The sequence below is a fragment of the Plantibacter sp. H53 genome (assembly GCF_001650455.1).
GTDB classification, from domain to species: Bacteria; Actinomycetota; Actinomycetes; order Actinomycetales; family Microbacteriaceae; genus Plantibacter; species Plantibacter flavus_A.
Genome location: NZ_LWCT01000050.1, coordinates 107,109 through 131,400, shown reverse-complemented (window position 1 = coordinate 131,400; position 24,292 = coordinate 107,109). Strand labels below are relative to the sequence as shown.

General features: G+C 68.2%; 21 protein-coding genes. All 21 read left to right on the top strand.

All coding sequences use genetic code 11. The features are described from left to right. The first annotated feature begins 51 nt into the window (after window positions 1–51). The 21 genes from A4X17_RS17910 to dnaE all read left to right on the top strand — a co-directional run bounded on the left by A4X17_RS17910 (window position 52) and on the right by dnaE (window position 24,232). The gene (locus A4X17_RS17910; protein WP_064297004.1) at window positions 52–426 is read left to right on the top strand and encodes a DUF3040 domain-containing protein; all 375 of its coding nucleotides are present in this window, start codon (window positions 52–54) and stop codon (window positions 424–426) included. Window positions 427–740: 314 nt separating this feature from the next. After that, window positions 741–1,172, top strand: a complete 432-nt coding sequence (gene mraZ / locus A4X17_RS17905; RefSeq protein WP_064297003.1) for a division/cell wall cluster transcriptional repressor MraZ — start codon at window positions 741–743, stop codon at window positions 1,170–1,172. Window positions 1,173–1,311: 139 nt separating this feature from the next. Then, entirely contained in the window at window positions 1,312–2,265 is a 954-nt protein-coding gene (gene rsmH / locus A4X17_RS17900; RefSeq protein WP_064297002.1) for a 16S rRNA (cytosine(1402)-N(4))-methyltransferase RsmH, read from the top strand. Continuing rightward, entirely contained in the window at window positions 2,262–2,855 is a 594-nt protein-coding gene (locus A4X17_RS17895) for a hypothetical protein (RefSeq protein ID WP_064297001.1), read from the top strand. Before rsmH ends, A4X17_RS17895 begins: the two co-directional genes overlap by 4 nt. A gap of 73 nt (window positions 2,856–2,928) precedes the next feature. Then, window positions 2,929–4,701 carry a penicillin-binding protein 2 gene (locus tag A4X17_RS17890; protein ID WP_064297000.1) on the top strand — a complete coding sequence of 591 codons (1,773 nt, stop codon included), beginning with the start codon at window positions 2,929–2,931 and terminating at the stop codon, window positions 4,699–4,701. 26 nt (window positions 4,702–4,727) lie between these two features. Next, a complete protein-coding gene (locus A4X17_RS17885) occupies window positions 4,728–6,272 on the top strand; it encodes a Mur ligase family protein (RefSeq protein WP_231884435.1) in 1,545 nt (514 codons plus the stop codon). Next, a complete protein-coding gene (gene murF / locus A4X17_RS17880) occupies window positions 6,272–7,678 on the top strand; it encodes a UDP-N-acetylmuramoyl-tripeptide--D-alanyl-D-alanine ligase (protein WP_064297039.1) in 1,407 nt (468 codons plus the stop codon). Before A4X17_RS17885 ends, murF begins: the two co-directional genes overlap by 1 nt. Beyond that, a complete protein-coding gene (gene mraY / locus A4X17_RS17875) occupies window positions 7,675–8,772 on the top strand; it encodes a phospho-N-acetylmuramoyl-pentapeptide-transferase (protein ID WP_064296998.1) in 1,098 nt (365 codons plus the stop codon). Before murF ends, mraY begins: the two co-directional genes overlap by 4 nt. Beyond that, a complete protein-coding gene (gene murD, locus A4X17_RS17870; protein WP_064296997.1) occupies window positions 8,769–10,280 on the top strand; it encodes a UDP-N-acetylmuramoyl-L-alanine--D-glutamate ligase in 1,512 nt (503 codons plus the stop codon). The genes mraY and murD overlap by 4 nt, the downstream gene beginning before the upstream one ends. Continuing rightward, window positions 10,258–11,562: a putative lipid II flippase FtsW gene (gene ftsW / locus A4X17_RS17865; protein WP_064296996.1), complete on the top strand. Its 1,305-nt coding sequence runs from the start codon at window positions 10,258–10,260 to the stop codon at window positions 11,560–11,562. The genes murD and ftsW overlap by 23 nt, the downstream gene beginning before the upstream one ends. After that, complete coding sequence (locus A4X17_RS17860; RefSeq protein ID WP_064296995.1) at window positions 11,559–12,656, top strand: glycosyltransferase; 1,098 nt, start codon at window positions 11,559–11,561, stop codon at window positions 12,654–12,656. Before ftsW ends, A4X17_RS17860 begins: the two co-directional genes overlap by 4 nt. A 27-nt stretch (window positions 12,657–12,683) precedes the next feature. After that, window positions 12,684–14,096 carry a UDP-N-acetylmuramate--L-alanine ligase gene (murC, locus tag A4X17_RS17855; protein WP_064296994.1) on the top strand — a complete coding sequence of 471 codons (1,413 nt, stop codon included), beginning with the start codon at window positions 12,684–12,686 and terminating at the stop codon, window positions 14,094–14,096. A 10-nt stretch (window positions 14,097–14,106) separates the two neighbouring features. Beyond that, complete coding sequence (locus tag A4X17_RS17850; protein ID WP_231884434.1) at window positions 14,107–15,207, top strand: FtsQ-type POTRA domain-containing protein; 1,101 nt, start codon at window positions 14,107–14,109, stop codon at window positions 15,205–15,207. A gap of 159 nt (window positions 15,208–15,366) precedes the next feature. Beyond that, window positions 15,367–16,623, top strand: coding sequence for a cell division protein FtsZ (gene ftsZ / locus A4X17_RS17845; protein ID WP_064296993.1), 1,257 nt, complete (start codon window positions 15,367–15,369; stop codon window positions 16,621–16,623). Next, on the top strand, window positions 16,623–17,336 hold the full coding sequence (locus A4X17_RS17840) for a YggS family pyridoxal phosphate-dependent enzyme (RefSeq protein ID WP_231884433.1): 714 nt from the start codon (window positions 16,623–16,625) through the stop codon (window positions 17,334–17,336). Before ftsZ ends, A4X17_RS17840 begins: the two co-directional genes overlap by 1 nt. A 44-nt stretch (window positions 17,337–17,380) precedes the next feature. After that, window positions 17,381–17,896, top strand: coding sequence for a cell division protein SepF (locus A4X17_RS17835; protein ID WP_064296992.1), 516 nt, complete (start codon window positions 17,381–17,383; stop codon window positions 17,894–17,896). A gap of 7 nt (window positions 17,897–17,903) precedes the next feature. Next, complete coding sequence (locus A4X17_RS17830; RefSeq protein WP_064296991.1) at window positions 17,904–18,200, top strand: YggT family protein; 297 nt, start codon at window positions 17,904–17,906, stop codon at window positions 18,198–18,200. Between the two features lie 174 nt (window positions 18,201–18,374). Then, a complete protein-coding gene (locus tag A4X17_RS17825; protein ID WP_064296990.1) occupies window positions 18,375–19,016 on the top strand; it encodes a DivIVA domain-containing protein in 642 nt (213 codons plus the stop codon). After that, on the top strand, window positions 18,976–19,656 hold the full coding sequence (lspA, locus tag A4X17_RS17820; protein WP_082916269.1) for a signal peptidase II: 681 nt from the start codon (window positions 18,976–18,978) through the stop codon (window positions 19,654–19,656). The genes A4X17_RS17825 and lspA overlap by 41 nt, the downstream gene beginning before the upstream one ends. Then, window positions 19,653–20,576, top strand: coding sequence for an RluA family pseudouridine synthase (locus A4X17_RS17815; RefSeq protein ID WP_064296988.1), 924 nt, complete (start codon window positions 19,653–19,655; stop codon window positions 20,574–20,576). Before lspA ends, A4X17_RS17815 begins: the two co-directional genes overlap by 4 nt. 191 nt (window positions 20,577–20,767) lie before the next feature. Beyond that, complete coding sequence (gene dnaE, locus A4X17_RS17810; RefSeq protein WP_064297037.1) at window positions 20,768–24,232, top strand: DNA polymerase III subunit alpha; 3,465 nt, start codon at window positions 20,768–20,770, stop codon at window positions 24,230–24,232. Window positions 24,233–24,292 lie beyond the last annotated feature (60 nt).

Here is a 24,292-nt window from a genome sequence, read left to right as displayed (position 1 = left end):
TGGCTAGACTCGATCAACAACGTCGCGTCGTGTGACCTTGAGGGGAATCAGATGCCACTTTCAGAGCAGGAGCAACGGCTCCTCGATGAGATGGAACGCCACCTCTACCGCAGCGATGCCGATTTCGTCTCCAAGGTCAGCGCTGGCGCGGGCAAACCGAGTTACCGCGGAATCGCGCTCGGCTCCCTCATCGCGGTGGTCGGGGCGATCGGCCTCGTGCTCGGAGTCGTGATCCAGCAGCCCATCGTCGGTCTGCTCGGGTTCGCGATCATGCTCACGGGCGTGCTCGTGGCGACGAAACCGACCCGGGCTCCGCTCGAACAGCCGCGTCCTCGTCAGGCGGCTCCGGCCGGCCAGAAGTCGTCGCGTCTGATGGACCGCTTCAACGATCGCTGGGACAAGCGTCAGTCAGGCGACGAACGCTAGCGAGGCCCGGTCACCCGGTCGCTCCTCGGTCGGCCACCTGACTCCACTTCGCTCCCTCGCGGCGCCGCCGCACCACGACCCTGAACGGGGCCGATCTTCGGATCGGCCCCGTTTCGTCGTTTCGGGCCCTCCCTGATCGTCCCGGGTATGACAAAACCCCTCCATTTCCCTCCACCCCGCAGAGTCCTGACTTTGCGGGGTTTTTTCATGGGCAAATGGACCAATGTGGGGGAATGTGCTGCATTGGTGGTGCAAAGTGGAGTAAAGTGGAGCCCAACCAAGATGTTGGCCAGAACGATTGGGGGCGGGGGCGTATGTTCCTCGGTAGTCACGCCCCCAAACTCGACGAAAAAGGCCGCATCATCCTGCCGGCGAAGTTCCGCGATGAGCTCTCCGGCGGGGTCGTCATGACTCGAGGCCAGGAGCACTGCATCTACGTCTTCAGCACGCGGGAGTTCGAGGCGCTCCACGAGAAGATCCGCCAGGCTCCGGTCACCAGCAAGCAGGCCCGCGACTACCTGCGCGTGTTCCTCTCCGGAGCGAGCGCCGAGACGCCCGACAAGCAGCACCGCGTGACCATTCCGTCCAACCTCCGCCAGTACGCCGGGCTCAGCCGCGACCTCGTGGTCATCGGCGCCGGCAGCCGCGCGGAGATCTGGGACGCCGAGGCATGGGAGTCCTACCTCGCCGAACAGGAGAGCGTCTTCTCCGAGACCGCCGAGGAGGTGATCCCCGGACTCTTCTAGTGCCCTGCCCTCTGACTCCCAGCCGTCCCGCCCTGACACACTTCCCCGGTGCCAGGTCGGAGCCCGCCCTGACACACTTCCCCGGTGCCAGGTCGGAACGGATGGGGATCAGGGGTCAGGGACCGTCCGGATTACGCATATGGCCATCAACGACATCCACACACCGGTCCTCCTCGAGCGATGCATCGAGTTGCTCGCCCCCGCCGTGTCACACGAGGGCGCGGTCCTCATCGACGCCACACTCGGCATGGCGGGACACGCCGAGGCCATGCTCGAGCGGTTCCCGCAGTTGACCCTCATCGGGCTCGACCGCGACCTCGACGCGCTCGACATCGCTCAGGAGCGGCTCGCGCGCTTCGGGTCGCGCGCTCGGTTCGTCAAAGCCGTCTACGACGACATCGACGAGGCGGCCGAGGAGCTCGGGTTCCCGCAGGTGGACGGGATCCTGTTCGACCTCGGTGTCTCCTCGCTGCAGCTCGATCGGACCGAACGCGGCTTCTCGTACTCGCAGGACGCGCCCCTCGACATGCGGATGGACGCGTCGAGCGAGCTGACGGCGGAGACGATCCTCGCCACCTACGACGAGGTCGCGCTTCGGAAGATCTTCTGGGAGTACGGCGACGAGAAGTTGGCGCAGCGCTACGCACGCCGCATCGTCGAGGAACGCCAGCAGCGACCCCTGACGAGTTCCGGTCAGCTCGTCGAACTCATCGATCGGGCCACTCCGGCGGCCGCACGTCGCACCGGACACCCGGCCAAGCGGGTCTTCCAGGCGCTGCGCATCGAGGTCAACGCGGAGCTGTCGGTCCTCGAGGCCGCCGTGCCCCGCGCTCTCGACCTGCTTCGGGTCGGAGGCCGGATCGTGTTCCTGTCGTACCAGTCGCTCGAGGACCGGATCGTCAAGCGCGAGCTCCAGGCGCGGGCGAAGTCGACCACGCCGGCGGGGCTGCCCGTCGAGCTCCCCGAGCACAGCGCGGAGCTGAAGCTCCTCGTCAAGGGCGCCGAACTCGCCACCGAGCCCGAGATCGACGAGAACCCCAGAGCGAAACCCGTGCGACTCCGCGCGGCCGAACGGCTGAGGAGGCCAGCATGAGCGGAGCGACCGCAGCACTCGATCTCGCACCAGAACGGCTCGGACGCGCTCGGCCGCAGCCGACCCGGACGGCCCCCGAACGGCAGCACATCCGTGCGGTCACGACCGGGGCGCGCTCGAAGCTCCGACCACGGCCGATGTACGCGGTCATCGTCGTCGGTGCGGTCGTCGCCATCGTCGTCGGTCAGTTGCTCCTCAGCGTCGGGTTGAGCCAGGGCGCATACCAGATCCAGCAGCTCGAGGGGAAGCAGGTCGAACTCGGCCGCACCTCGGCCGCGCTGGCCGAGGACCTCGACCGCCTGGCCTCGCCCCAGTACCTCGCCGTGAACGCGCAGGCACTCGGCATGGTGGGCAACTCGCTCCCGACCTACCTCCGACTCTCCGACGGTGCCGTGCTGGGGACGCCCACGCCGGCGTCGGCGAGCACGAGTCCGATCTTCAACGCCGCCCTCGTGCCGAACGCACAGGCCGCGACGCTCCCGCTCGTCGGCGGGCAGAACGCCGCCGCCGCAGACGGCGCGTCGAGCCAGGAAGCGGTCACCCCGCCCGTACCGTTGCAGGACGGGCTGCCGTCGCCGACCACACGATGACCGGACGGCTCACGGTGAAGGACGACGCCCTGCTCGGAGGTGCGACGTCGGGAGAGGACGCGGTGCGGGCATCATGGTGAGACACACGAAGACCACGCGCCGACGCCTCGCGTTCACCATCGTCGCGGTCTCCATCGTGATGACGCTCTTCGTCCTGCGTCTGGTGGACATCCAAGTGGTCCGCGCGAGTGCCTTGAGCGCCGAATCCCTCGAGAAGACCGAGACGGGTGACACGATCCTCGCCACCCGCGGCAACATCCTCGCCTCCGACGGTTCGGTGCTCGCCGAAGCGGTCATGCGGTACAGCATGGCGGCATCTCCGAAGGACGCCGGTCCGTTCGAACGCGACGTCGACGGCGCCGAGCAGACGATCACCCTCGAGCAGGCGACGAACGAGATCGGCGCGATCATCGGCAAGCCCGGTCCGGAGGTCCTCGCGCTCATCACGGATGCCCTCGCCGCGGACAAGGACTCGCTTTACGCCCTCATCGCGAAGAAGCTCACGCTCGACCAGCTCCGAGCGCTCAAGGCGCTGGAGATCCCGTGGACGACCTTCAAGGAGGAGCCCTACCGGGTGTACCCGAACGGTGCGGTCGCCGGCAACATCGTCGGCTTCGTGGGCGAGGAGGGCGAGGCCCAGGCGGGCGTCGAACTCATGGAGAACTCCTGCCTCGCCGGCAAGGACGGTCGCACGACGTACGAGAAGGGCAGCGGCGGTCTCCCACTCCCCGGCACCACGGTGACGAAGCCGGCGAAGGACGGCGGCGACGTCGTGCTCACGCTCGACAAGGACATCCAGTGGTTCTCGCAGCAGTCGCTCGCCGCGCAGGCCGAAGCGGTCGGTGCGAGCTGGGGCGTCGTCACGGTGATGGAGGTCAAGACCGGCAAGCTCCTCGCCGTCGCCGAGTACCCGGCCGTCGACCCCGGCAACGTCAGCGCGACGCCGTCCGAGGACCGAGGCTCACGGGCCTTCGCCGCGCCGTTCGAACCGGGATCGACGTACAAGTCGCTCACCGCCGCGGCGCTCATCGATCAGGGTGTCGCGAATCCGAACTCCCAGGTGGTCGCTCCGTTCCGGTACAAGCCCTCGAACGGTGCCGACATCAACGACAGCGAGTTCCACGCGGATCTGAACCTCACTCTGTCGGGTGTCATGGTCGAATCGTCCAACACGGGGATCTCGCAGTTCGGCGAGAAGATGAGCGCCGACACCCGCTACGCGTACTTCCAGAAGTTCGGTCAGCTCCAGAAGACCGAGGTCGGCTTCCCGAGCGAGTCCGGTGGCCTCATGGCGGACCCTGCGGACTGGGACAACCAGACGGACTACGCGACCATGTTCGGTCAGGGCTTCTCGACGACCGCGATCCAGGGCGCCAGCCTGTACCAGACGATCGCGAACGGCGGTGTCCGCATGCCCGTCCAGCTGGTCGAGGGGTGCCGGAACGCCGACGGCACCATGACCGACGTCCCCGACGCGACCGGAACCCAGGTCGTCTCCGCCGACGCGGCGAAGCAGGTCAGCGACATGCTCGAGATGGTCGACCAGGAGAGCTGGGTCGCCAAGAACGTCGACGTCCCCGGCTACCGGGTGGCCATGAAGACCGGTACCGCACAGCAGCCCGACGGCGACGGCGGCTACAGCTCGAGCTACCTCGTCTCGATGGCCGGTTTCGCCCCTGCGGAAGCGCCGCAGTTCGTCGTTTCGGTGAACCTGGCCGACCCGGTTAAGATGAATTCATCGGCTGCAGTCGCTCCCATCTTCCGGGATGTGACCACCCAGGTGCTGAAGAGCAGGGGAGTGCAGCCGTCCACGGAGCCGGCACCGAACCTGCCGCTCAGATTTTGAACGACCTCATGAAGGATGGGCTCAGCGTGAACAATCAGGGCCCGATCAGCCTCAGGCCGGAACATCCGCAACGGCGGGCGCTCTCGCAGCTGGTGACCGAATTCGACCTCGACCTGCACGGCTCGGCCGACGGCGTGGAGATCAGCGGCGTCAGTCTGAGCTCCGGTGCCGTCGAGCCCGGTGACCTCTACATCGGCATGCCGGGTGTCCGCGCCCACGGTGCCGCGTATGCGGAGCAGGCGAAGGAACGCGGCGCGGTCGCCGTGCTCACCGACGACACCGGACGAGACCTGGCCGCAGCGGCCGGCTTGCCGATCATCGTCGTGCCCGAGCCGCGTGCCGCGCTCGGGCACCTCGCAGCCTGGGTCTACCGCACCGCCGAGGAGCCGCCGACGCTGTTCGGCGTGACCGGCACCAACGGCAAGACGAGCGTGGTCTACCTCCTGAGCGGCATGCTCGCGCAACTCGGGATCGTCGCCGGGCTGAGCTCCACTGCGGAGCGGCGCATCGGCGACCTCGCGGTGACGAGCTCCCTCACCACGCCGGAGGCCAGTGAGCTGCACGCGCTACTCGCACGCATGCGCGAGTCCGAAGTGCGCGCGGTCGCCATCGAGGTCTCCGCCCAGGCGCTGACCAGGCACCGCGTCGACGGCATCGTCTTCGACGTCGTCGGCTTCACCAATCTCAGTCACGACCACTTCGACGACTACGGCGACTTCGACGAGTACTTCGCGGCCAAGCGGGAGCTGTTCGAACCCGATCGCGCACGACGTGGTGTCGTCACGATCGATTCCGAGTGGGGCGGCCGACTTGTCGAGCAGAGCCGGATCCCGGTGACGACCCTGACGACCCGCCCGGAGGTCGACGCCGACTGGCGCATGACGATCCTCGAGGAGACCGCCGGTTCCACGTCGTTCCGCCTCGACGGCCCCGGCGACCAGGTGCTCGTGACGAGCGTGCCGCTGCTCGGCTGGTTCATGGCGGCGAACGCCGCGCTCGCGATCGTGATGCTCGTCGAGTCCGGTGTGGAGTTCGACATGATCGCCCAGGCCCTCGAACGGGACGGTGGGATCGACGCCTACATCCCCGGGCGTGCCGAGCGGATCAGCGGCGACCGCGGCCCGGTCGTGTACATCGACTACGGGCACAGCCCCGACGCGTTCCTCAACACCCTCGCGGCCATCCGCGCCGTCACGCCGGGCCGCGTCATCATGGTGTTCGGCGCCGACGGAGACCGCGACACGACGAAGCGTCGCGACATGGGCGCGATCGCGGCCCGGGGTGCCGACGTCGTGGTGGTCACCGACTTCCATCCCCGGAGCGAGGACCCGGCGTCGATCCGACGCGTGCTCCTCGAGGCCGCCCGCGAAGCCGCACCGGACGGCGAGCTGCACGAGGTCGCCGACCCGGCGACCGCGTTCCGCACGGCGCTGGCGCTGGCCGGTCAGGGCGACACCATCCTCTACGCCGGACCCGGGCACGAGGACTACCACGAGGTGGCCGGCGTGAAGCTCCCGTACTCGGCGCGCGACGACTCGCGCGACGCGCTGCGTGAGGCAGGGTGGCTCTGATGATCGACCTGACCCTCACCGAGATCGCCGCGGCGACTGACGGCCGACTGATCCCCGGTCCGGCTGACCCCGGCCTCGTCGTGTCCGGCGTCGCCGACACCGACTCCCGACTCGTCACGCCCGGCGACATCTTCGTCGCGAAGCCCGGCGAGGAGACCGACGGACACCTGTTCGCCGATGCGGCGGTCGCCAACGGCGCCGCCCTGCTCATCGTCGAACGGGAGCTGGCCGTCGCCGTGCCGCAGATCGTCGTCGAGAACTCCGTGACCGCGCTCGGTGCCCTCGCCACCGAGGTCATCACGAGGGTGCGCGCGCTCGGACGACTCCGGATCGTCGGTATCACCGGCTCCAACGGCAAGACCACGACCAAGAACCTCCTCGCCGCGGTCCTCGAGCGCGTCGGGGAGACGGTCAGCCCCAAGGCCTCCTTCAACAACGAGGTCGGAGCGCCGATCACCATGCTGCGCGTGACGAACGAGACGCGGTTCCTCGTCGCGGAGATGGGTGCCAGCGGCATCGGCGAGATCGCCAGACTCATCCGCATGGCGAAGCCCGACATCGGCGTGGTCCTGAAGGTCGGACTCGCGCACGCGGGGGAGTTCGGCGGGATCGAAGCGACCGTCACGGCGAAGACCGAGATGGTGTCCGAGCTGCTCCCGGAGGACGTCGCCGTCCTCAACCTCGACGATCCACGGGTGGCCGGTATGGCCTATGCCACCCAGGCACGCGTGCTCTGGTTCGGCCTCGACGATCGCGCCGCCGTTCGCGCGACCGACATCGCCGCGACGGCGTCCGGAACCGCGTTCACGCTGCACCTGCCCGACGGTTCCTCAGCGCCCGTCCGGTTCAAGGTGCTCGGTGAGCACCACGTCATGAACGCCCTCGCCGCGGCCGCAGCCGCCCACGAACTCGGTGTGGAGATCGACCTCATCGTCGACGCCCTCGAGAGCGTGAGTCGGGCGGAGCGCTGGCGGATGGAGCCCCTCGGTGGACGCCACGACGTGTCCATCATCAACGACGCCTACAACGCCAGCCCCGACTCGATGTCGGCCGCCATCCGGACCCTCGCCCAGATCGGTGCTGAACGCGGCCGGACCATCGCGGTGCTCGGTGCCATGAGCGAACTGGGCGACTGGGCGGGCGAGGAACACGACCGGATCGGGCTTCAGGTCGTCCGGCTCGGCATCGGCCGCCTCGTCGTGGTCGGCCCCGAGGCCCGCCGCATGCACATCACCGCGATCAACGAGGGGTCGTGGGACGGGGAGTCGGTGTACTTCGCGACCGCGGACGAGGCGTTCGCGTACTTGAGCGCGGAGATCGCCCCGGGCGACACCGTGCTCGTCAAATCGTCCAACGCGGCCGGACTCCGGTTGCTGGGCGATCGACTGGGGGAGTTGTACGCATGAGAGTCCTGTTGGCCGCGGGAGCGATCTCGCTGGCGTTCTCCCTCTTCTTGACCCCGTTGTTCATCAGAGCGTTCCGCAAGCTGGCCTGGGGCCAGTTCATCCGTGACGACGGACCACAGAGCCACCACACGAAGCGCGGGACCGCGACGATGGGCGGCGTCATCATCATCGTCGGCACCCTCGTCGGTTTCTTCGCGAGCTATCTGATCTTCCAGGAGCAGGTCGGGGTCTCGGCGCTCCTGGTCCTGCTCATGATGGTCGGCCTCGGCATCGTCGGATTCATCGACGACTTCCTGAAGGTCCGGAAGAAGCAGAGCCTCGGCCTCGGCGGGTGGGCGAAGGTCGCCGGGCAACTCATCGTCGCGACGGTCTTCGCCGTCCTCGCGATCAACTTCCCGAACACCGAGGGGTTCACCCCGGCGTCGACGAACATCTCGATCATCCGCGACATCCCGATCAACTTCATGGCGATCGGCATCCCGGTGATCGGCATCCTGCTGTACATCCTCTGGACCTCGGTGATCGTGGCCGCGACGTCGAACGGCGTGAACGTCACCGACGGGCTCGACGGGCTCGCCACCGGCGCCTCGATCCTCGCGATCGGCTCGTACATCATCATCGGCTTCTGGCAGTTCAACCAGTCGTGCTTCAGCTCTTCGCTCGCCTCCGACGTCGCCTACAAGTGTTACGACGTCAGGGATCCACTCGACCTCGCCGTGGTCGCAGCGGCGATCGTGGGAGCACTCATCGGGTTCCTCTGGTGGAACACCTCGCCGGCGCAGATCTTCATGGGTGACAGCGGGTCGTTGGCGCTCGGTGGAGCGCTCGCGGCTCTGGCCATCCTCAGCAAGACCGAGCTCCTCCTGGTGCTCGTCGGTGGTCTCTTCGTCATCGAGGCCGGTTCCGTGATCGTTCAGCGGGTCTACTTCAAGGCGACCCACGGCAAGCGCATCTTCCTCATGAGCCCCATCCACCACCACTTCGAGCTCAAGGGTTGGGCCGAGGTCACCGTCGTCGTCCGCTTCTGGATCATCGGCGGTCTGCTCGTCGCCGCGGGTGTGGGTTCCTTCTACCTCGAGTGGCTGAGCCGATGAGCGCTGAGCGCCTCGACGGGCTCCGCAGCTGGCACGCCGACTGGCGTGGTCTGCGGGTCGCCGTCCTGGGACTCGGGATGAGCGGGTTCTCCGTCGCTGACACCCTCGCCGAGCTCGGCTCGGAGGTACTGGTCCTGGCAGGCGAGGCCGCGGACGAACGCGCCGAACTCGTCGGCGTCATCGGTGCGCGGCTCATCCAGCGGGACCTGTCGACCGTGCCGTCAGAGCTCGTCGAGTTCGCTCCGGAGCTCGTCGTCGTCTCACCCGGATTCCACCCCGACCACGCCGTCGTCACGTGGGCGCAGGCGGCCGGGGTCGCCGTCTGGGGTGACATCGAGCTCGCCTGGCGGGTCCGCGACAAGGTCGGCACCCCGGCCGAGTGGATCTGCGTCACCGGCACGAACGGCAAGACCACCACCGTTCAGCTGACGGCGTCGATGCTCGTCGAGGCGGGCTTCCGCGCGGCGCCCTGCGGCAACATCGGCGTCCCGGTCCTGGACGCCGTCCGTGATCCGCAGGGCTTCGACTTCTTCGTCGTCGAGCTCTCCAGTTACCAGTTGCACACCCTCGGCCTGCAGGGCGGTCGGAGCATCGTCTCACCGCTCGCCAGCGTCTGCCTGAACCTCGCCGACGACCACCTCGACTGGCACGGCTCAGCCGAGGCGTACCGGGCGGCGAAGGCCGTGGTGTACGAGAACACGAAGGTCGCGTGCGTCTACAACCGCGCTGACGCGGCGACCATGTCGATGGTCGAGGAGGCCGAGGTCGTCGACGGCGCCCGCGCCGTCGGGTTCGGCCTCGACGTCCCCGGACCGAGCGACTTCGGCGTCGTGGACGGCATCCTGGTGGACCGCGCGTTCCTCGACGACCGTCGGACGAGCGCCCTCGAGATCACGACGGTCGAAGCGCTCGCCCAGCGCGGACTCGCCGCTCCGCACATCGTCGCCAACATCCTGGCGGCCGCGGCACTCGCCCGGGCCGCCGGCATCACGGTCGAGGCGGTGCGCGACACCCTGCTGTCGTTCGGCCTGGACGCGCACCGGATCCAGCTCATCGCGCGAAGGCTCGAGGTGGACTGGATCGACGACTCGAAGGCCACCAACCCGCACGCCGCCGACGCCTCGCTCGCCGCCTACCGCTCGGTGGTGTGGATCGTCGGAGGCCTGTTGAAGGGCGTCTCGATCGATCGTCTGGTGGAGCGGCACGCCGACCACCTGCGCGCGGCCGTCGTGATCGGCGCCGACCGCTCGGAGGTCCTCGCGGCATTCGCGCGACACGCGCCGACGCTGACCGTCATCGAGGTCGACGCAGCGGAGACTGAACACGTCATGCCGGAGGCCGTTCGCCGGGCCGCCGAGGTCGCGCAGGCAGGGGACACCGTGCTCCTCGCTCCTGCAGCCGCCTCGATGGACCAGTTCACGGACTACGGACACCGTGGTCGCCTGTTCCAGGCCGCCGTCGAAGCAGAGCTGGGAGGTGAGGCGGATGATCGATCCGCCTCGCGCTGACCCGCGCCGCGCGCGGTCCTCGTCGTCCCGGATGACGACGACCGCCTCAGGCAGTGGGACACCCGACGCGCCGACGTCGCCGAAGGGCATGTCGAGTGCACGGATCTCGCTGGGCAAGGTGCTGCGTCCGGAGTCGAAAAACTATTTCCTCCTCCTGGGTGTCACCCTCTTCCTCGTCGGGCTCGGGCTCGTCATGGTGCTGTCCTCGTCCTCCGTCGAGTCCTACGAGGCCGGCGACGGGTATTTCGGGCTGTTCTGGCGCCAGGCGACCTTCGCGATGATCGGTGTCCCGCTCATGCTGATCGTGAGCCGCTTCCCGGCACGGTTCTGGAAGAAGTGGGCGTGGGTGTTCCTCCTCGTCGCCATGGGCCTGCAACTGCTCGTCTTCACACCGCTCGGCTACGAGATCGGCGGCAACCGCAACTGGATCGAGATCGGCGGCTTCACCGCGCAGCCCTCGGAAGCGGTCAAGCTCGCGCTGGTCGTGTGGCTCGGGCTCGTGCTGACGATCAAGCAGCCGCGTCTCCTCGAATGGAAGCACGCCCTGATCCCGGTCATCCCCTTCGCCGGTCTCTCCATCGGCCTCGTCCTGCTCGGTGGCGACCTCGGTACCGTCGTGATCATGGCCCTCATCGTGTTCTCGGCGCTGTACTTCGCCGGAGTGCGACTGCGCTACATCGCGATCCCGGTGGTCGCCGGGGCCGTGCTGTTCCTCATCATGGCCGTCACGAGCGCCAACCGCATGCAGCGCATCATGGCGTTCTTCGGCGACGGCAAGGGCGACTACGAGAACGCCGACTGGCAGTCGACCCACGGCACGTGGGCCCTGGCGAACGGCGGCCTCTGGGGCGTCGGTCTCGGCAACTCGCGCGCGAAGTACGGATGGCTGCCGGCGATCTCGAACGACTTCATCTTCGCGGCGATCGGCGAGGAGCTGGGCCTCATCGGCGCCGTCCTCGTCCTCGGACTGTTCGTCTTCCTCGCCGTCATGTTCATCCGGGTGATCCGTACCAGCGACGACTCCTTCGTCCGGATCACCACCGGCGCCATCATGGCCTGGATCATCGGCCAGGCACTCGTGAACATCGGCGTCGTCCTCGGAGTCCTCCCCGTGCTCGGCGTGCCGTTACCGCTCCTGTCCTCGGGCGGCACGGCGCTGCTCACCACCCTCGTCGCGATCGGGATCGTCCTGTCGTTCGCCCGGGAGCGGGGGCGCCCCGCGTCCCAGCAGTCCCGTCGGTCACCCGCTCGACGTCCCCAATCCTCCGGAGTCACCCGATGACGACCTTCCTCCTGGCCGGCGGCGGCACCGCCGGCCATGTCAATCCGCTGTTGGCGGTGGCCGACGGCCTCCGCGCCAGAGACCCTGAGGCGACCATCCTCGTGGTCGGTACGGCGGAGGGCCTCGAGGCGCGACTCGTCCCGGAACGCGGCTACGAACTGCTCACGATCCCCAAACTGCCCTTCCCCCGCCGGCCGAACATCGATGCGCTCCGCTTCCCCGGTCGCCTCCGCCGGACGGTCGCAGCCGTGGTCGCGATGATCCGGGAGCACCGGGTGGACGTCGTGATCGGTTTCGGCGGCTACGCGGCCGCACCGGCGTACACGGCGGCCAGGCGCGCCGGTGTTCCGCTGGTCATCCACGAGGCGAACGCCCGTCCGGGCCTCGCGAACCGGCTCGGCGCGAGGTACACGCCTTACGTCGGTGTCGCCTTCCACCACACGCCCATCCGCAACGCACGCTTCGTCGGCATGCCGCTGCGTCGCGAGATCGAGGAGCTGGACCGCGAGGCGCTCCGGCCGGCGGCCCTCGCGGAGTTCGGCCTCGTGCCGGACCGACCACTGCTGCTCGTCACCGGCGGTTCGCTCGGTGCGAGACGGATCAACGCGACGATGAGCCAGAGCGCCGAAGACGTCGTCGCGGCAGGTTGGCAGGTGCTCCACATCACGGGTGCGAAGAGCGAGATCTCGGATCCCGGTGTCGACCACTACCACCTCCTCGAGTACTGCTCCCGGATGGAACTCGCCATCGCCGCCGCCGACTTCGCGGTGTCGCGTGCCGGCAGCGCCACGGTCAGCGAGCTGTGCGCGGTCGGGCTCCCGGCCGTCTACGTCCCCTATCCGGTCGGCAACGGTGAGCAGCGCTTCAACGCCGCCGACGTCGTGCGGGCCGGGGGAGCGGTTATGGTAGATGACGCGCAGTTCGTGCCGGTCTGGGTGCGTGAGCACCTCGTCCCGTTGCTGAGCGATCGGCACCGGGTGGACGACCTGGCCGCCCAATCCAAGAGCGTCGGCGTCTCCGACGGCACGGCTCGCGTCATCGCCCTCATCGATGAGGCGCTCCAACCATCGGTGCAGCGCGTGCGCGGCCGGTGATCCAGTCTTCCCAGAAAGCGTGACACCGTGATCAAGCCAGACCCCACCGTCGAGATCCCCGCCGACCTCGGCGTCGTGCACTTCGTCGGCATCGGCGGCAGCGGGATGAGCGGCATCGCCCGGTTGTTCGTGAGCGCCGGATCGCGTGTGACCGGCTCGGACGTGCGCGAGTCGAAGAACATCGACGCACTGCGCGAGCTCGGCATCCCGGTCGCCATCGGGCACGATGCACGGAACGTCGGCGACGCTGACACCCTCGTCGTGACCGGAGCGCTCTGGGCTGACAATCCCGAGTACCTGCTCGCGAAGGAACGGGGTCTCACGATCCTGCATCGATCACAGGCGCTCGCATGGCTGACCTCCGGGACGCGACTCATCTCCGTCGCGGGGGCCCACGGGAAGACGACGTCGACCGGCATGATCATCACGGCGCTCCTGGAGCTCGGTGCCGACCCCAGCTTCGTCAACGGTGGCGTGATCGAGTCCCTTGGGCTGAGCTCGGCCAGAGGCGCCGGAGAGCTGTTCGTCGTCGAGGCGGACGAGTCGGACGGTTCGTTCCTGCTCTACGACACGGCGGTCGCGCTCATCACGAACATCGACCCGGACCACTTGGACCACTACGGCTCGCTCGAAGCGTTCGAGCAGGCGTTCGTGACCTTCGCCCAGCAGGCACGCGAACTCGTCGTCATCTCCTCGGACGACGCCGGTGCGGTCCGGATCACCCCGGCGCTCCGCGAGGCCGCGGACGGCAAGCGTGTGCTGACGTTCGGAGAGGCCGCCGACGCGGACGTCCGACTGCACGACGTCGGCTCCACCGGTCCGGTCTCCTTCCAACTCAGCTACGAGGGCACCAGCTACGCGGCTACCCTCCGCGTGCCCGGGCGCCACAACGCCGTCAACGCGGCCGGCGCCTTCGCGGTCCTCGTCGGTGTCGGATTCGACCCGGCGGACGCGCTCCGAGGCATCACCGCCTTCGGCGGGACGCAGCGCCGATTCGAACTGCACGGTGTCGTCGACGGTGTGAGCGTCTACGACGACTACGCGCACCACCCCACCGAGGTCGCCGCAGCCCTCGCCGCAGCGCGCACCGTGGTCGGCGACGGACGCATCATCGCCGTCCACCAACCGCACCTGTACAGCCGGACCCGACTGTTCGCCCAGGAGTTCGCCGACGCCCTCGAACGGTACGCCGACCACACGGTCGTGCTCGAGGTCTACGGTGCGCGCGAGGACCCCGAGCCCGGCGTGACCGGTGCGACCGTGTCGACCCGGTTCTCCGACGCGGACCGCGTCGCGTACATCGACGACTGGCAGCGCGCCGCGGACTACACGGCGACGGTCGTGCGACCAGGCGACTTCGTCATCACGCTCGGATGCGGCGACGTCTACCGGATCGTTCCGCAGCTCCTCGAGGCCATCGCCGGTCGCGAGTCCGTCTGATGGGCGTCCGGTGAAGCGCCCGGACGGCTTCGACCCCGCGGCCAGTCCGCGCCCCGAGCGTCAGACACGGCCGGCGGTGTCGGCCCCGGTCGACCGTGGCGGTGTGCCCGCTGAGCCCGGCGGCGAGCAGGAGACGGACGTCATCGAGCTGGACGCCGCGCGGCTCCGGCCGAAGCGGTCGGACGCCGGCGCACCGTCCAAGCCGTCGGGCTCCACGGCGAAGGCGAAGTCGAAGTCGGCGTCAGGCACATCGACGGCGGCGCCGTCCTCGACGGTCGGAGCGAAGCCGGCGGCGACGTCCTCCGCCTCGTCTACGGCGACCATGGAGCGCCCGGACGAACCGGAGGACGAGGCGTTCCTCACCCCGCGTGAGGCCGCCAAGCTGCGACGTCGTCATGAACGCCAGGAGATCCGTCGGTTCACGGCCCGCAAGCGAGGCCGCCACCGTCCCTGGGTGATCGCCGCCGCGATCCTCGGCGTGCTGATCGTCGTCTCGCTCGCGGGCGCCTATTCGCCCCTGCTGGCCGTCCGGTCCATCGAGGTCGTCGGTGCGAGCCGGGTGAACCAGGCCGAGATCACCGAGGCGCTCAGCGACCAGCTGGGTCGCCCGCTCGCCCTGGTCGACGCTGGCGCCGTCAAGGCGGTACTCGTCGGGTACCCGCTCATCGCGAGCTACTCCCTCGAATCCCAGCCCCCGAGCACGCTCGTCGTGCGGATCGTCGAACGCGAGCCGGTGGGCGTCCTGCAATCAGGGTCGGTGTACACCCTCGTCGACGCCGCCGGGGTCACCATCGAGCGCAGCGACCAACCGATCGCCGGGTATCCCACGCTCATGGTCACCGGTGGCCCGACCTCCAAAGGCTTCGTCGCCGCGGCCGCAGTGATCCGGGCGTTGCCGACGGATCTGCGCGCCCGAGTGGCGTCCGTTTCGGCGTCGACCGCGGACGACGTCACCCTCACGCTCGTGGACTCGCCCGCCGAAGTCGTGTGGGGGAGTGCGGAGGACTCGGTCCTCAAAGCGCGGATCCTCGCGACCACGATGGCGGCCACCGACCCGTCCCAGGTGAACCAGTACGACGTGTCGTCGCCGTCCGCCGCCATCGTCCGCTGAGGAAGCGCACCGGGATATTCCCGTCGATGTGCCGACACGCCCGGAAGCGTCCCGACACGGTCGGGGCTGGGCCCTAACGTCGTGCTCAGGACAGAAAATGCATACGCAGCATAACTTTAAACCTTAACTAGAGGTTGAGAGTTCTCACGGAGGCCTGAAGTGACTACAAACCAGAACTACCTCGCCGTCATCAAGGTCGTCGGTATCGGCGGCGGCGGTGTCAACGCGGTCAACCGCATGATCGAGCTCGGCCTCCGAGGCGTGGAATTCATCGCCATCAACACGGACGCGCAAGCGCTGCTGATGAGCGATGCCGACGTCAAGCTCGACGTCGGCCGCGAGATCACCCGCGGCCTCGGCGCCGGTGCCGACCCCGAGGTCGGACGCCGCGCGGCGGAGGATCACGCCGAGGAGATCGAAGAGGCGATCGCCGGAGCCGACATGGTGTTCGTCACCGCCGGCGAGGGTGGCGGCACCGGAACCGGTGGCGCACCCGTCGTGGCGCGGATCGCGAAGTCGATCGGTGCGCTGACCATCGGTGTCGTCACGAAGCCCTTCGGCTTCGAGGGTCGTCGCCGTCAGGCCCAGGCCGAGCTCGGCGTCGCCCGCCTGAAGGAGGAGGTCGACACGCTCATCGTCGTGCCGAACGACCGCCTGCTGGAGATCAGCGACCGCGGCATCAGCATGCTCGAGGCGTTCGCGACCGCCGACCAGGTACTCCTCGCCGGTGTCCAGGGCATCACCGACCTCATCACCACCCCCGGCCTCATCAACCTCGACTTCGCCGACGTCAAGTCGGTCATGCAGGGAGCCGGCTCCGCCCTCATGGGTATCGGCTCCTCGCGCGGCGCGGACCGTGCCATCAAGGCGGCTGAACTCGCCGTCGCCTCCCCGCTGCTCGAAGCGAGCATCGAGGGTGCCCACGGTGTCCTGCTGTCCATCCAGGGTGGCTCGAACCTCGGTATCTTCGAGATCAACGACGCCGCCAAGCTCGTCCAGGAGGCCGTGCACCCCGAGGCGAACATCATCTTCGGTGCGGTCGTCGACGACACCCTCGGCGACGAGGTGCGCGTCACGGTCATCGCCGCCGGATTCGACGGTGGCGAGCCCCTCACCAGGACGGCGGCCTCGCCTGCCGACGCGGTCATCTCGGGCGGCGTCATGAGCACCTCGGACGAGGCACCCAGTGCTCCGATCAGCACCTCGGCCAGCGCGGCCTCCGAGTCGTCCGAGCACCGCTCGGCACCTGCTGCGGCGCCGGTCGCCTCCGGCGGTGACTGGGGCTCCAGGCAGAACGCGTCCTCGCCCTTCTCCGGCGCGACGCACCGCCAGCCTGAAGCGGTCGTCGAGACCGCCGTCGTCGACCCCTCGTTCGACGACGAGGGCGAGCTGGACATCCCCGACTTCCTGAAGTAGTGGGCGGCGACTCGATCACCCCGGCCGGATCGGGCTCTTCGGAGCCCGATCCGGCTCTGGTCGATCGCCTCGCGGCGATCCGCGGCCGCGTCGCAGACGCCGCCCGGGCGGCCGGCCGCTCCCACGAGCCGACGCTCATCGTCGTGACGAAGTTCCATCCGGTCGCACTCGTGCAGCAGCTCGCGGCCGCGGGGATCACCGACGTGGGGGAGAACCGACACCCGGAGGCCCGAGACAAGGCCGAGGCGGCCGCCGGACTCGGGTTGCGGTGGCACTTCATCGGCCAGTTGCAGACGAACAAGGCCAAGCAGGTGCGCCGATACGTCGACGCTGTGCACTCGGTGGACCGCCCCGAACTCCTGCGCGCGCTGTCATCACCGGACCGCCTCCTCGAGGTGTTCCTCCAGGTGAACCTGACCGACGACCCGGGTCGCGGCGGTGTGGTCGGCGATGCGGCGCTGGAAGCGCTCGCCACGGAGACGCTCGAAGCCCAAGGCGTCCTCCTGCGAGGTGTGATGGCCGTCGCCCCGCTCGACGAGCCACCGGCCGATGCGTTCGCGCGCGTCGTCGCGGCGTCCGCGCGGGTGCGATCCCTCGCTCCGCAGGCCGACGGTCTGTCGATCGGGATGAGCCACGACTACGTCGAGGCGATCGAAGCGGGCGCGACACACCTACGCATCGGCACGGCAATCACCGGGAATCGTCCGGTGTGACGTTAATCTCGAAGGTGCAAGGACCGCAGATCACGGAGGAAACGATGTCGAACCCACTGAAGAAGACCATGGTGTACCTCGGGCTCGCCGACGATGATCTCGAGTACGAGCAGCAGCACGCTGCCCAGGCCGAGCCCACGCAGCAGGCCGAGCCTCGCCGGGCGGAACGTCCTGAGCGCGCAGAGCGGGTCGAGCGCGTCGAGAAGGCCGCTCCCGTGACCCCGCTGCGCAAGCCGGTCCCGGTCCGTCAGCCGGTCGCCCCGAGCTCCGACCTCAACGAGATCCTCACGGTGCACCCCAAGCAGTACCGCGACGCTCAGATCATCGCCGAGAGCTTCCGCGACGGTGTGCCGGTCATCATCAACCTCTCCCAGATGAGCGACGGCGACGCCCGACGCCTCATCGACTTCGCCAGTGGCCTCTCACAGGGCCTCTACGGGAAGATCGAGCGAGTGACGAGCAAGGTCTTCCTGCTCTCGCCCGAACACGTCGCCGTTTCCGGCGACAACGGGCAGGGTGCACCGGAAGCGACCGAGGCGACCTTCTTCGCTCAGTCATAATCGAGGGGTGGCTTCTCTCATCTCCGTGATCGGCACGATCCTCTATCTCGCGCTGCTCCTGTACTTCTTCGTCCTCTGGGCGCGGTTCATCCTCGACCTGGCTCGGGTGCTCCGCCCGCAGTGGCGACCGTCGGGCGTCGGCCTGGTCCTCGCCGAGCTGAGTTTCACGGTAACCGACCCGCCGATCCGGTTCTTCCGCCGCGTCCTGCCGCGCGTCGCGGTCGGTCCCGTCGCGCTCGACTTCGGTTGGACGCTGACGATGCTGTGTTGCATCATCGCGATGACGCTCGTCCAGCTCCTGTAGCCGCCGACGTCGATGCCCGCGCAGGGTTCACGACGATTGTGCGGCTACGATAGAACGCCCGTCACCTGACGGGAAGCTCCGACGCTGACAACATGTCTCACCCACTGGGTCAGACTTTGCTAGCGTGGGGGCGTTGTACACAGATTTTCGATTCGACAGTGAAGGTGGTTCGCTATGGCGCTCACTCCCGAAGACGTGGTCCAGAAGCGGTTTCAGCAGACCAAGTTCCGCGAAGGCTACGACCAGGACGAGGTGGACGACTTCCTCGACGAGGTCGTCGTCGAACTGCGTCGCCTCATCCAGGAGAAGGACGAGGTCCAGCAGAAGCTGACCGCGGCCGAGGCCAAGGTCGCCGAGCTGCAGAAGGGCGGCTCCTCCGCTCCCGCCGCGCTCGCGAAGGCTGAGCCCGCTCCCGCACCGGCTCCGGTCGTCGCACCCGCGGCGGCTCCTGCCGCCGAGTCGACCGACAACACGGCCGAGAGCTCCAACAACCTCCTGCAGCTGGCGCGCCGCCTGCACGACGAGCACGTCGCAGAGGGCGCTCAGCGTCGCGACGCACTCATCGCCGAAGGTCACGCGACCGCAGCACGTGTCGTCGCCGAGGCCGAGGCCAAGCAGCGCGCACAGATGCAGATCCTCGAGCAGGAGCGCTCCGTGCTGGAGCACAAGATCGACGAGCTGCGCAACTTCGAGCGTGAGTACCGCTCGCAGCTCCGCAGCTACATCGAGGGTCAGCTGAAGGACCTCGACGCCTCGTCGTCGAGCTCCGCTCCCGATGCGAAGTCCGGCGTCACCGCCGACAGCGCAGCGGTCTAGCGCAGACACCCGGTTGTCTCCCGCATCACCGTCGAAGGCCAGCGCCAGGACTCTCGCAGTCCTGGCGCTGGTTGCCGTCGTGGCCTATTCGGCCGATCAGTTCACGAAGTTCCTCGTCACCACCAACCTGACGGTCGGTGAGTCCGTCCCCGTCTTCGGGCAGGCGCTGGTCCTGTACTTCGTCAAGAATTCGGGTGCCGCCTTCTCGCTGGGGGCGGGTTACACCTGGATCTTCTCGATCCTCGCCGCGGTGGTCGTCGTCGTCATCGTCTGGTTCGCGCGCCGCATCCGTTCGCGCGCCTGGGCGATCGTCTTCGGTCTGCTCCTCGGCGGCGTGCTCGGCAACCTGACCGACCGCCTCTTCCGCGAGCCGTCCTTCGGCCTCGGCCACGTCGTCGACTTCATCTCGACGCCCTGGATGCTCCCCGCGATCTACAACGTCGCCGACATCTGCATCGTGGTCAGCATGGCGCTGTTCATCCTTCTGACGCTCTTCGGCGTCAACCTAGACGGCACGCGCACGACGCGCGCGAGCGAGCGGGCAGCCCAGGAGGCGGAGGACCGTGAGGCTGCAGCAGACACGGACCCCCTCGATCCCGCGGAGCCCGGCGACGCGAGCCCGGACGCAGGTCGCCGGTGAACGAGTCCCGCAGTCTGTACGTCCCCGACGGACTCGACGGCGAGCGCGTCGACGCCGGACTCGCCAAGCTCCTGGGCTTCTCGCGCAGCTATGCGGCCGAGGTGGCCGTGGCCGGCGGAGTGGCCATGAACGGGAAGTCGGTCGACAAGTCCGATCGCCTGCTCGGAGGCGCCTGGCTCGAGATCGAATGGACGCCTCGACGGGAGGCCGTGATCGTCCCGATCGCGGTCCCCGACCTCGGCATCGTCCACGACGACGACGAGATCGTCGTCGTCGACAAGCCTGCGGGCGTCGCGGCGCATCCCTCGGTCGGTTGGGAGGGACCGACGGTGCTCGGTGCCCTTGCGGCTGCGGGCTTCCGCATCTCGACCTCCGGAGCCGCCGAGCGCGCGGGCATCGTCCATCGGCTGGACGCCGGGACGAGCGGCCTCATGGTCGTCGCGAAGACCGAGCGGGCCTACACCTGGCTCAAGCGGGCCTTCCACGACCGCGAGGTCGAGAAGATCTACCGCGCTGTGGTGCAGGGGCACCCCGATCCACTCGCGGGCACCATCGACGGACCGATCGGCCGCCATCCGCGTCACGACTGGCGGTTCGCCGTGACCGCCGACGGCAAGCCGTCGATCACCCACTACGAGACGCTCGAGGCGTTCCCGTACGCCTCGCTGCTCGAGGTGCACCTGGAGACCGGCCGCACCCACCAGATCCGCGTGCACATGGCGGCCCAGCGGCACCCCTGCGTCGGCGACACGATGTACGGAGCCGACGCTGCGCTCTCAGCGCGGCTGGGGCTCACCCGCCAGTGGCTCCACGCCACGAAGCTGGGGTTCGCCCACCCGGCCACGGGGGAGTTCGTGCGGTTCGAGGCTGCCTATCCGGCGGACCTCCAGCACGCCCTGTCCGTGCTCGAACTCGACTGAGCCGACGCCCAGCCCTCCCGTCGCCATGCGTGACGACGTCGCAGGAGTCGACCGTCAGCGGTGACGGTTAGGCTGGATCACAGACCACCTCGGCGTCCGCGCCGAACCCCACAGCACGATCCCCGGAGGCGCCGTCCGTGCCCACGTCCACCGATTCGTTCGTCCATCTGCACGTCCACAGCGAGTATTCGATGCTCGACGGAGCAGCCCGCGTGAAGCCGCTCATCCAGGCCGCGGTCGAGCAGGGCATGCCCGCCGTCGCCGTGACCGACCACGGCAACATGTTCGGCGCCTTCGACTTCTGGCGCACGGCGACCGATGCCGGGATCAAGCCGATCATCGGGACCGAGGCGTACATCACCCCGGGGACCGCGCGCGGTGACCGGACGCGGATCAAGTGGGGCGACGGCGGGGGAGACGACGTCTCCGGCGCCGGCGCCTACACGCACATGACCTTGCTCTCGGAGACGACCGAGGGGATGCACAACCTCTTCCGGCTCTCGTCGAAGGCGTCGATCGAGGGGTACTACTTCAAGCCGCGCATGGACCGGGAGATCCTGAGCCAGTACAGCGCCGGTCTCATCGCGACGACCGGCTGCCCGAGCGGCGAGGTGCAGACGAGACTCCGTCTCGGCCAGTACGACGAAGCGGTCAAGGCCGCTGCGGACTTCCGCGACATCTTCGGCGCGGAGAACTACTTCTGCGAGATCATGGACCACGGGCTCGGGATCGAGCGCCGGATCATGGCCGATCTCATCAGGCTGTCGAAAGACCTCGGTCTCCCGCTCCTCGCGACGAACGACCTCCACTACACGCACGCCGCGGACGCCAAAGCGCACGCCGCCCTCCTCTGCGTGCAGTCCGGTTCCACGCTCAACGACCCGAACCGCTTCAAGTTCGACGCCGACGAGTTCTACCTGAAGTCCGCGGATGAGATGCGCCGGCTGTTCCGCGAGTACCCCGAGGCGTGCGACAACACCCTCGCGATCGCCGAGCGGTGCGACGTCGCCTTCGACACCTCGGCCAACTACATGCCGCGGTTCCCCGTGCCGGAGGGCGAGAACGAGGAGAGCTGGTTCATCAAGGAGGTCGAGACCGGGCTGAACCTGCGGTACCCGAACGGGATCCCCGCCGACGTCCGGGAACGGGCGAACTACGAGACGCGTGTCATCGTGCAGATGGGTTTCCCCGGGTACTTCCTCGTCGTCGCCGACTTCATCCAGTGGTCAAAGCGCAACGGCATCCGCGTCGGGCCCGGTCGTGGTTCCGGTGCGGGGTCCATGGCGGCGTACGCGATGCAGATCACCGACCTCGACCCACTCCGCCACGGGCTCATCTTCGAGCGGTTCCTCAACCCCGACCGCGTGTCGATGCCCGACTTCGACGTCGACTTCGACGACCGCCGACGCGGCGAGGTCATCAAGTACGTCACCGAGAAGTACGGCGACGAGCGCGTCGCGCAGATCGTCACGTACGGCACCATCAAGGCCAAGCAGGCGCTCAAGGACTCGTCGCGCGTCCTCGGCTTCCCGTTCGGCATGGGCGACAAGCTGACGAAGGCGATGCCGCCGGCGGTCATGGGCAAGGACATCCCGCTCGAGGGCATCCTCGACACCAAGCACCCGCGGTACAAGGAGGCGGTCGACCTCCGTGGCATCCTCGACACCGACCCGGAGGCCCGGACCGTCTTCGAGACCGCGCTCGGCATCGAGAACCTGAAGCGTCAGTGGGGCGTGCACGCGGCCGGCGTGATCATGTCGAGCGACCCGCTCATCGACATCATCCCGATCATGAAGCGCGAGCAGGACGGCCAGATCGTCACGCAGTTCGACTACCCGGCGTGCGAGTCCCTCGGATTGATCAAGATGGACTTCCTCGGGTTGCGCAACCTGACGATCATCAACGACGCCCTCGACAACATCAAGAGCAACCGCGATCTCGACCTCGTCCTCGAGGATCTCGAGCTCGACGACCGCGGCGCCTACGAACTCCTGTCCCGAGGCGACACCCTCGGGGTGTTCCAACTCGACGGCGGACCGATGCGCGCGCTGCTGCGCCTCATGAAGCCCGACAACTTCGAGGACATCTCGGCGCTGATCGCCCTGTACCGGCCCGGGCCGATGGGCGCGAACTCGCACACGAACTACGCGCTGCGGAAGAACGGCCTGCAGGAGATCACCCCGATCCATCCGCAGCTCGAGGAACCGCTCTCCGAGATCCTGTCGACGAGCTACGGCCTCATCATCTATCAGGAGCAGGTGATGGCGATCGCGCAGAAGGTCGCCGGCTTCTCCCTCGGACAGGCCGACATCCTCCGTCGTGCGATGGGCAAGAAGAAGAAGTCCGAACTGGACAAGCAGTTCGAGGGCTTCTCCGGCGGCATGGTCGCGAACGGCTTCTCGATGGAGGCCGTCAACAAGCTGTGGGAGATCCTCCTCCCGTTCTCGGACTACGCCTTCAACAAAGCGCACTCCGCCGCCTACGGGGTCATCTCCTACTGGACGGCGTACCTCAAGGCGCACTACCCGGCCGAGTACATGGCCGGTCTGCTGACGAGTGTCGGCGATTCCAAGGACAAGATGGCGCTCTACCTCAACGAGTGCCGCCGCATGGGGATCCAGGTCCTGCCGCCCGACGTCAACGAGTCCATCGGGTTCTTCGCCGCAGTCGGGGAGGACATCCGGTTCGGTCTGGGTGCCGTCCGCAACGTCGGTTCGAACGTCGTGGAGCTGATCCGGCAGGCACGCGAGCGCGAGGGCCGGTTCACCTCCTTCCACGACTTCCTCCGCAAGGTGCCGCTGCCGGTGGCGAACAAGCGGACCATCGAGTCGCTCATCAAGGCCGGCGCGTTCGACTCCATGGGCGACAGCAGACGTGCGCTCTACGAGATCCACGAGGACGCCGTCGACTCGGTCGTGAAGGACAAGCGTGCCGAGGCGTCCGGGAGCATCGGCTTCGACTTCGACAGCCTGTTCGCCGAGGTCGGCGAGGTGCCGCTCGCGAGCGTCCCCGCGCGTCCCGACTGGAGCAAGCGCGACAAGCTCAACTTCGAGCGGGAGATGCTGGGGCTGTACGTCTCGGACCACCCGCTGGCCGGACTCGAGATCGAGTTGGCGAAGCACGCCACGACGACCATCACCGACCTCATGACCTCCGAGGGCATGGACGGCGAGACCGTCGTGATCTCGGGGCTCGTCACGAGTGTCCAGCATCGGATCGCCAAGGCCTCCGGCAACCAGTACGGCATGATCCAGGTCGAGGACTTCGGCGGCGAGATGACCGCCATGTTCATGGGCAAGGCGTATCAGGAGTTCGCCTCCGAACTCGTCGGCGACTCGATCGTGGTGGTCCGCGGACGGGTCAGTGTCCGAGACGACGGGATGAACCTCCACGCGTACAGCATCTTCTCGCCCGAACTGCCAGAGGCCGGTGCCGACCGCATGCTCCAGCTGTCGATGGCGGACGCCCGGGCGACGACCGAGACGGTGACCACGCTCAGCGACGTCCTGACGCGGCACGCCGGGTCGACCGAGGTCCGGTTGAAGCTCATCCGAGGCGAGATCGCGCGGGTGTTCGAGCTGCCCCATCGCGTCAGTCTCTCGTCCGGACTCTTCGGCGAGCTGAAGTCCCTGCTCGGCCCGAACTGTCTCGGCTGACCCCGCTGGGGCGCTGGCGGCAGCCGGGACGGACCGCTGCGGACGATAGGCTGTGACGGC

Bases quoted from the DNA above. Each gene is read 5' to 3' on its own strand.
- dnaE (WP_064297037.1), top strand. From the start codon at position 20,768: ATGCTCGACGGAGCAGCCCGCGTGAAGCCGCTCATCCAGGCCGCGGTC.
- A4X17_RS17860 (WP_064296995.1), top strand. From the start codon at position 11,559: ATGACGACCTTCCTCCTGGCCGGCGGCGGCACCGCCGGCCATGTCAAT.
- lspA (WP_082916269.1), top strand. From the start codon at position 18,976: ATGCGAAGTCCGGCGTCACCGCCGACAGCGCAGCGGTCTAGCGCAGAC.
- mraY (WP_064296998.1), top strand. From the start codon at position 7,675: ATGAGAGTCCTGTTGGCCGCGGGAGCGATCTCGCTGGCGTTCTCCCTC.
- A4X17_RS17895 (WP_064297001.1), top strand. From the start codon at position 2,262: ATGAGCGGAGCGACCGCAGCACTCGATCTCGCACCAGAACGGCTCGGA.
- murD (WP_064296997.1), top strand. From the start codon at position 8,769: ATGAGCGCTGAGCGCCTCGACGGGCTCCGCAGCTGGCACGCCGACTGG.
- rsmH (WP_064297002.1), top strand. From the start codon at position 1,312: ATGGCCATCAACGACATCCACACACCGGTCCTCCTCGAGCGATGCATC.
- A4X17_RS17835 (WP_064296992.1), top strand. From the start codon at position 17,381: ATGTCGAACCCACTGAAGAAGACCATGGTGTACCTCGGGCTCGCCGAC.
- mraZ (WP_064297003.1), top strand. From the start codon at position 741: ATGTTCCTCGGTAGTCACGCCCCCAAACTCGACGAAAAAGGCCGCATC.
- murF (WP_064297039.1), top strand. From the start codon at position 6,272: ATGATCGACCTGACCCTCACCGAGATCGCCGCGGCGACTGACGGCCGA.
- A4X17_RS17890 (WP_064297000.1), top strand. From the start codon at position 2,929: ATGGTGAGACACACGAAGACCACGCGCCGACGCCTCGCGTTCACCATC.
- A4X17_RS17910 (WP_064297004.1), top strand. From the start codon at position 52: ATGCCACTTTCAGAGCAGGAGCAACGGCTCCTCGATGAGATGGAACGC.
- ftsW (WP_064296996.1), top strand. From the start codon at position 10,258: ATGATCGATCCGCCTCGCGCTGACCCGCGCCGCGCGCGGTCCTCGTCG.
- A4X17_RS17825 (WP_064296990.1), top strand. From the start codon at position 18,375: ATGGCGCTCACTCCCGAAGACGTGGTCCAGAAGCGGTTTCAGCAGACC.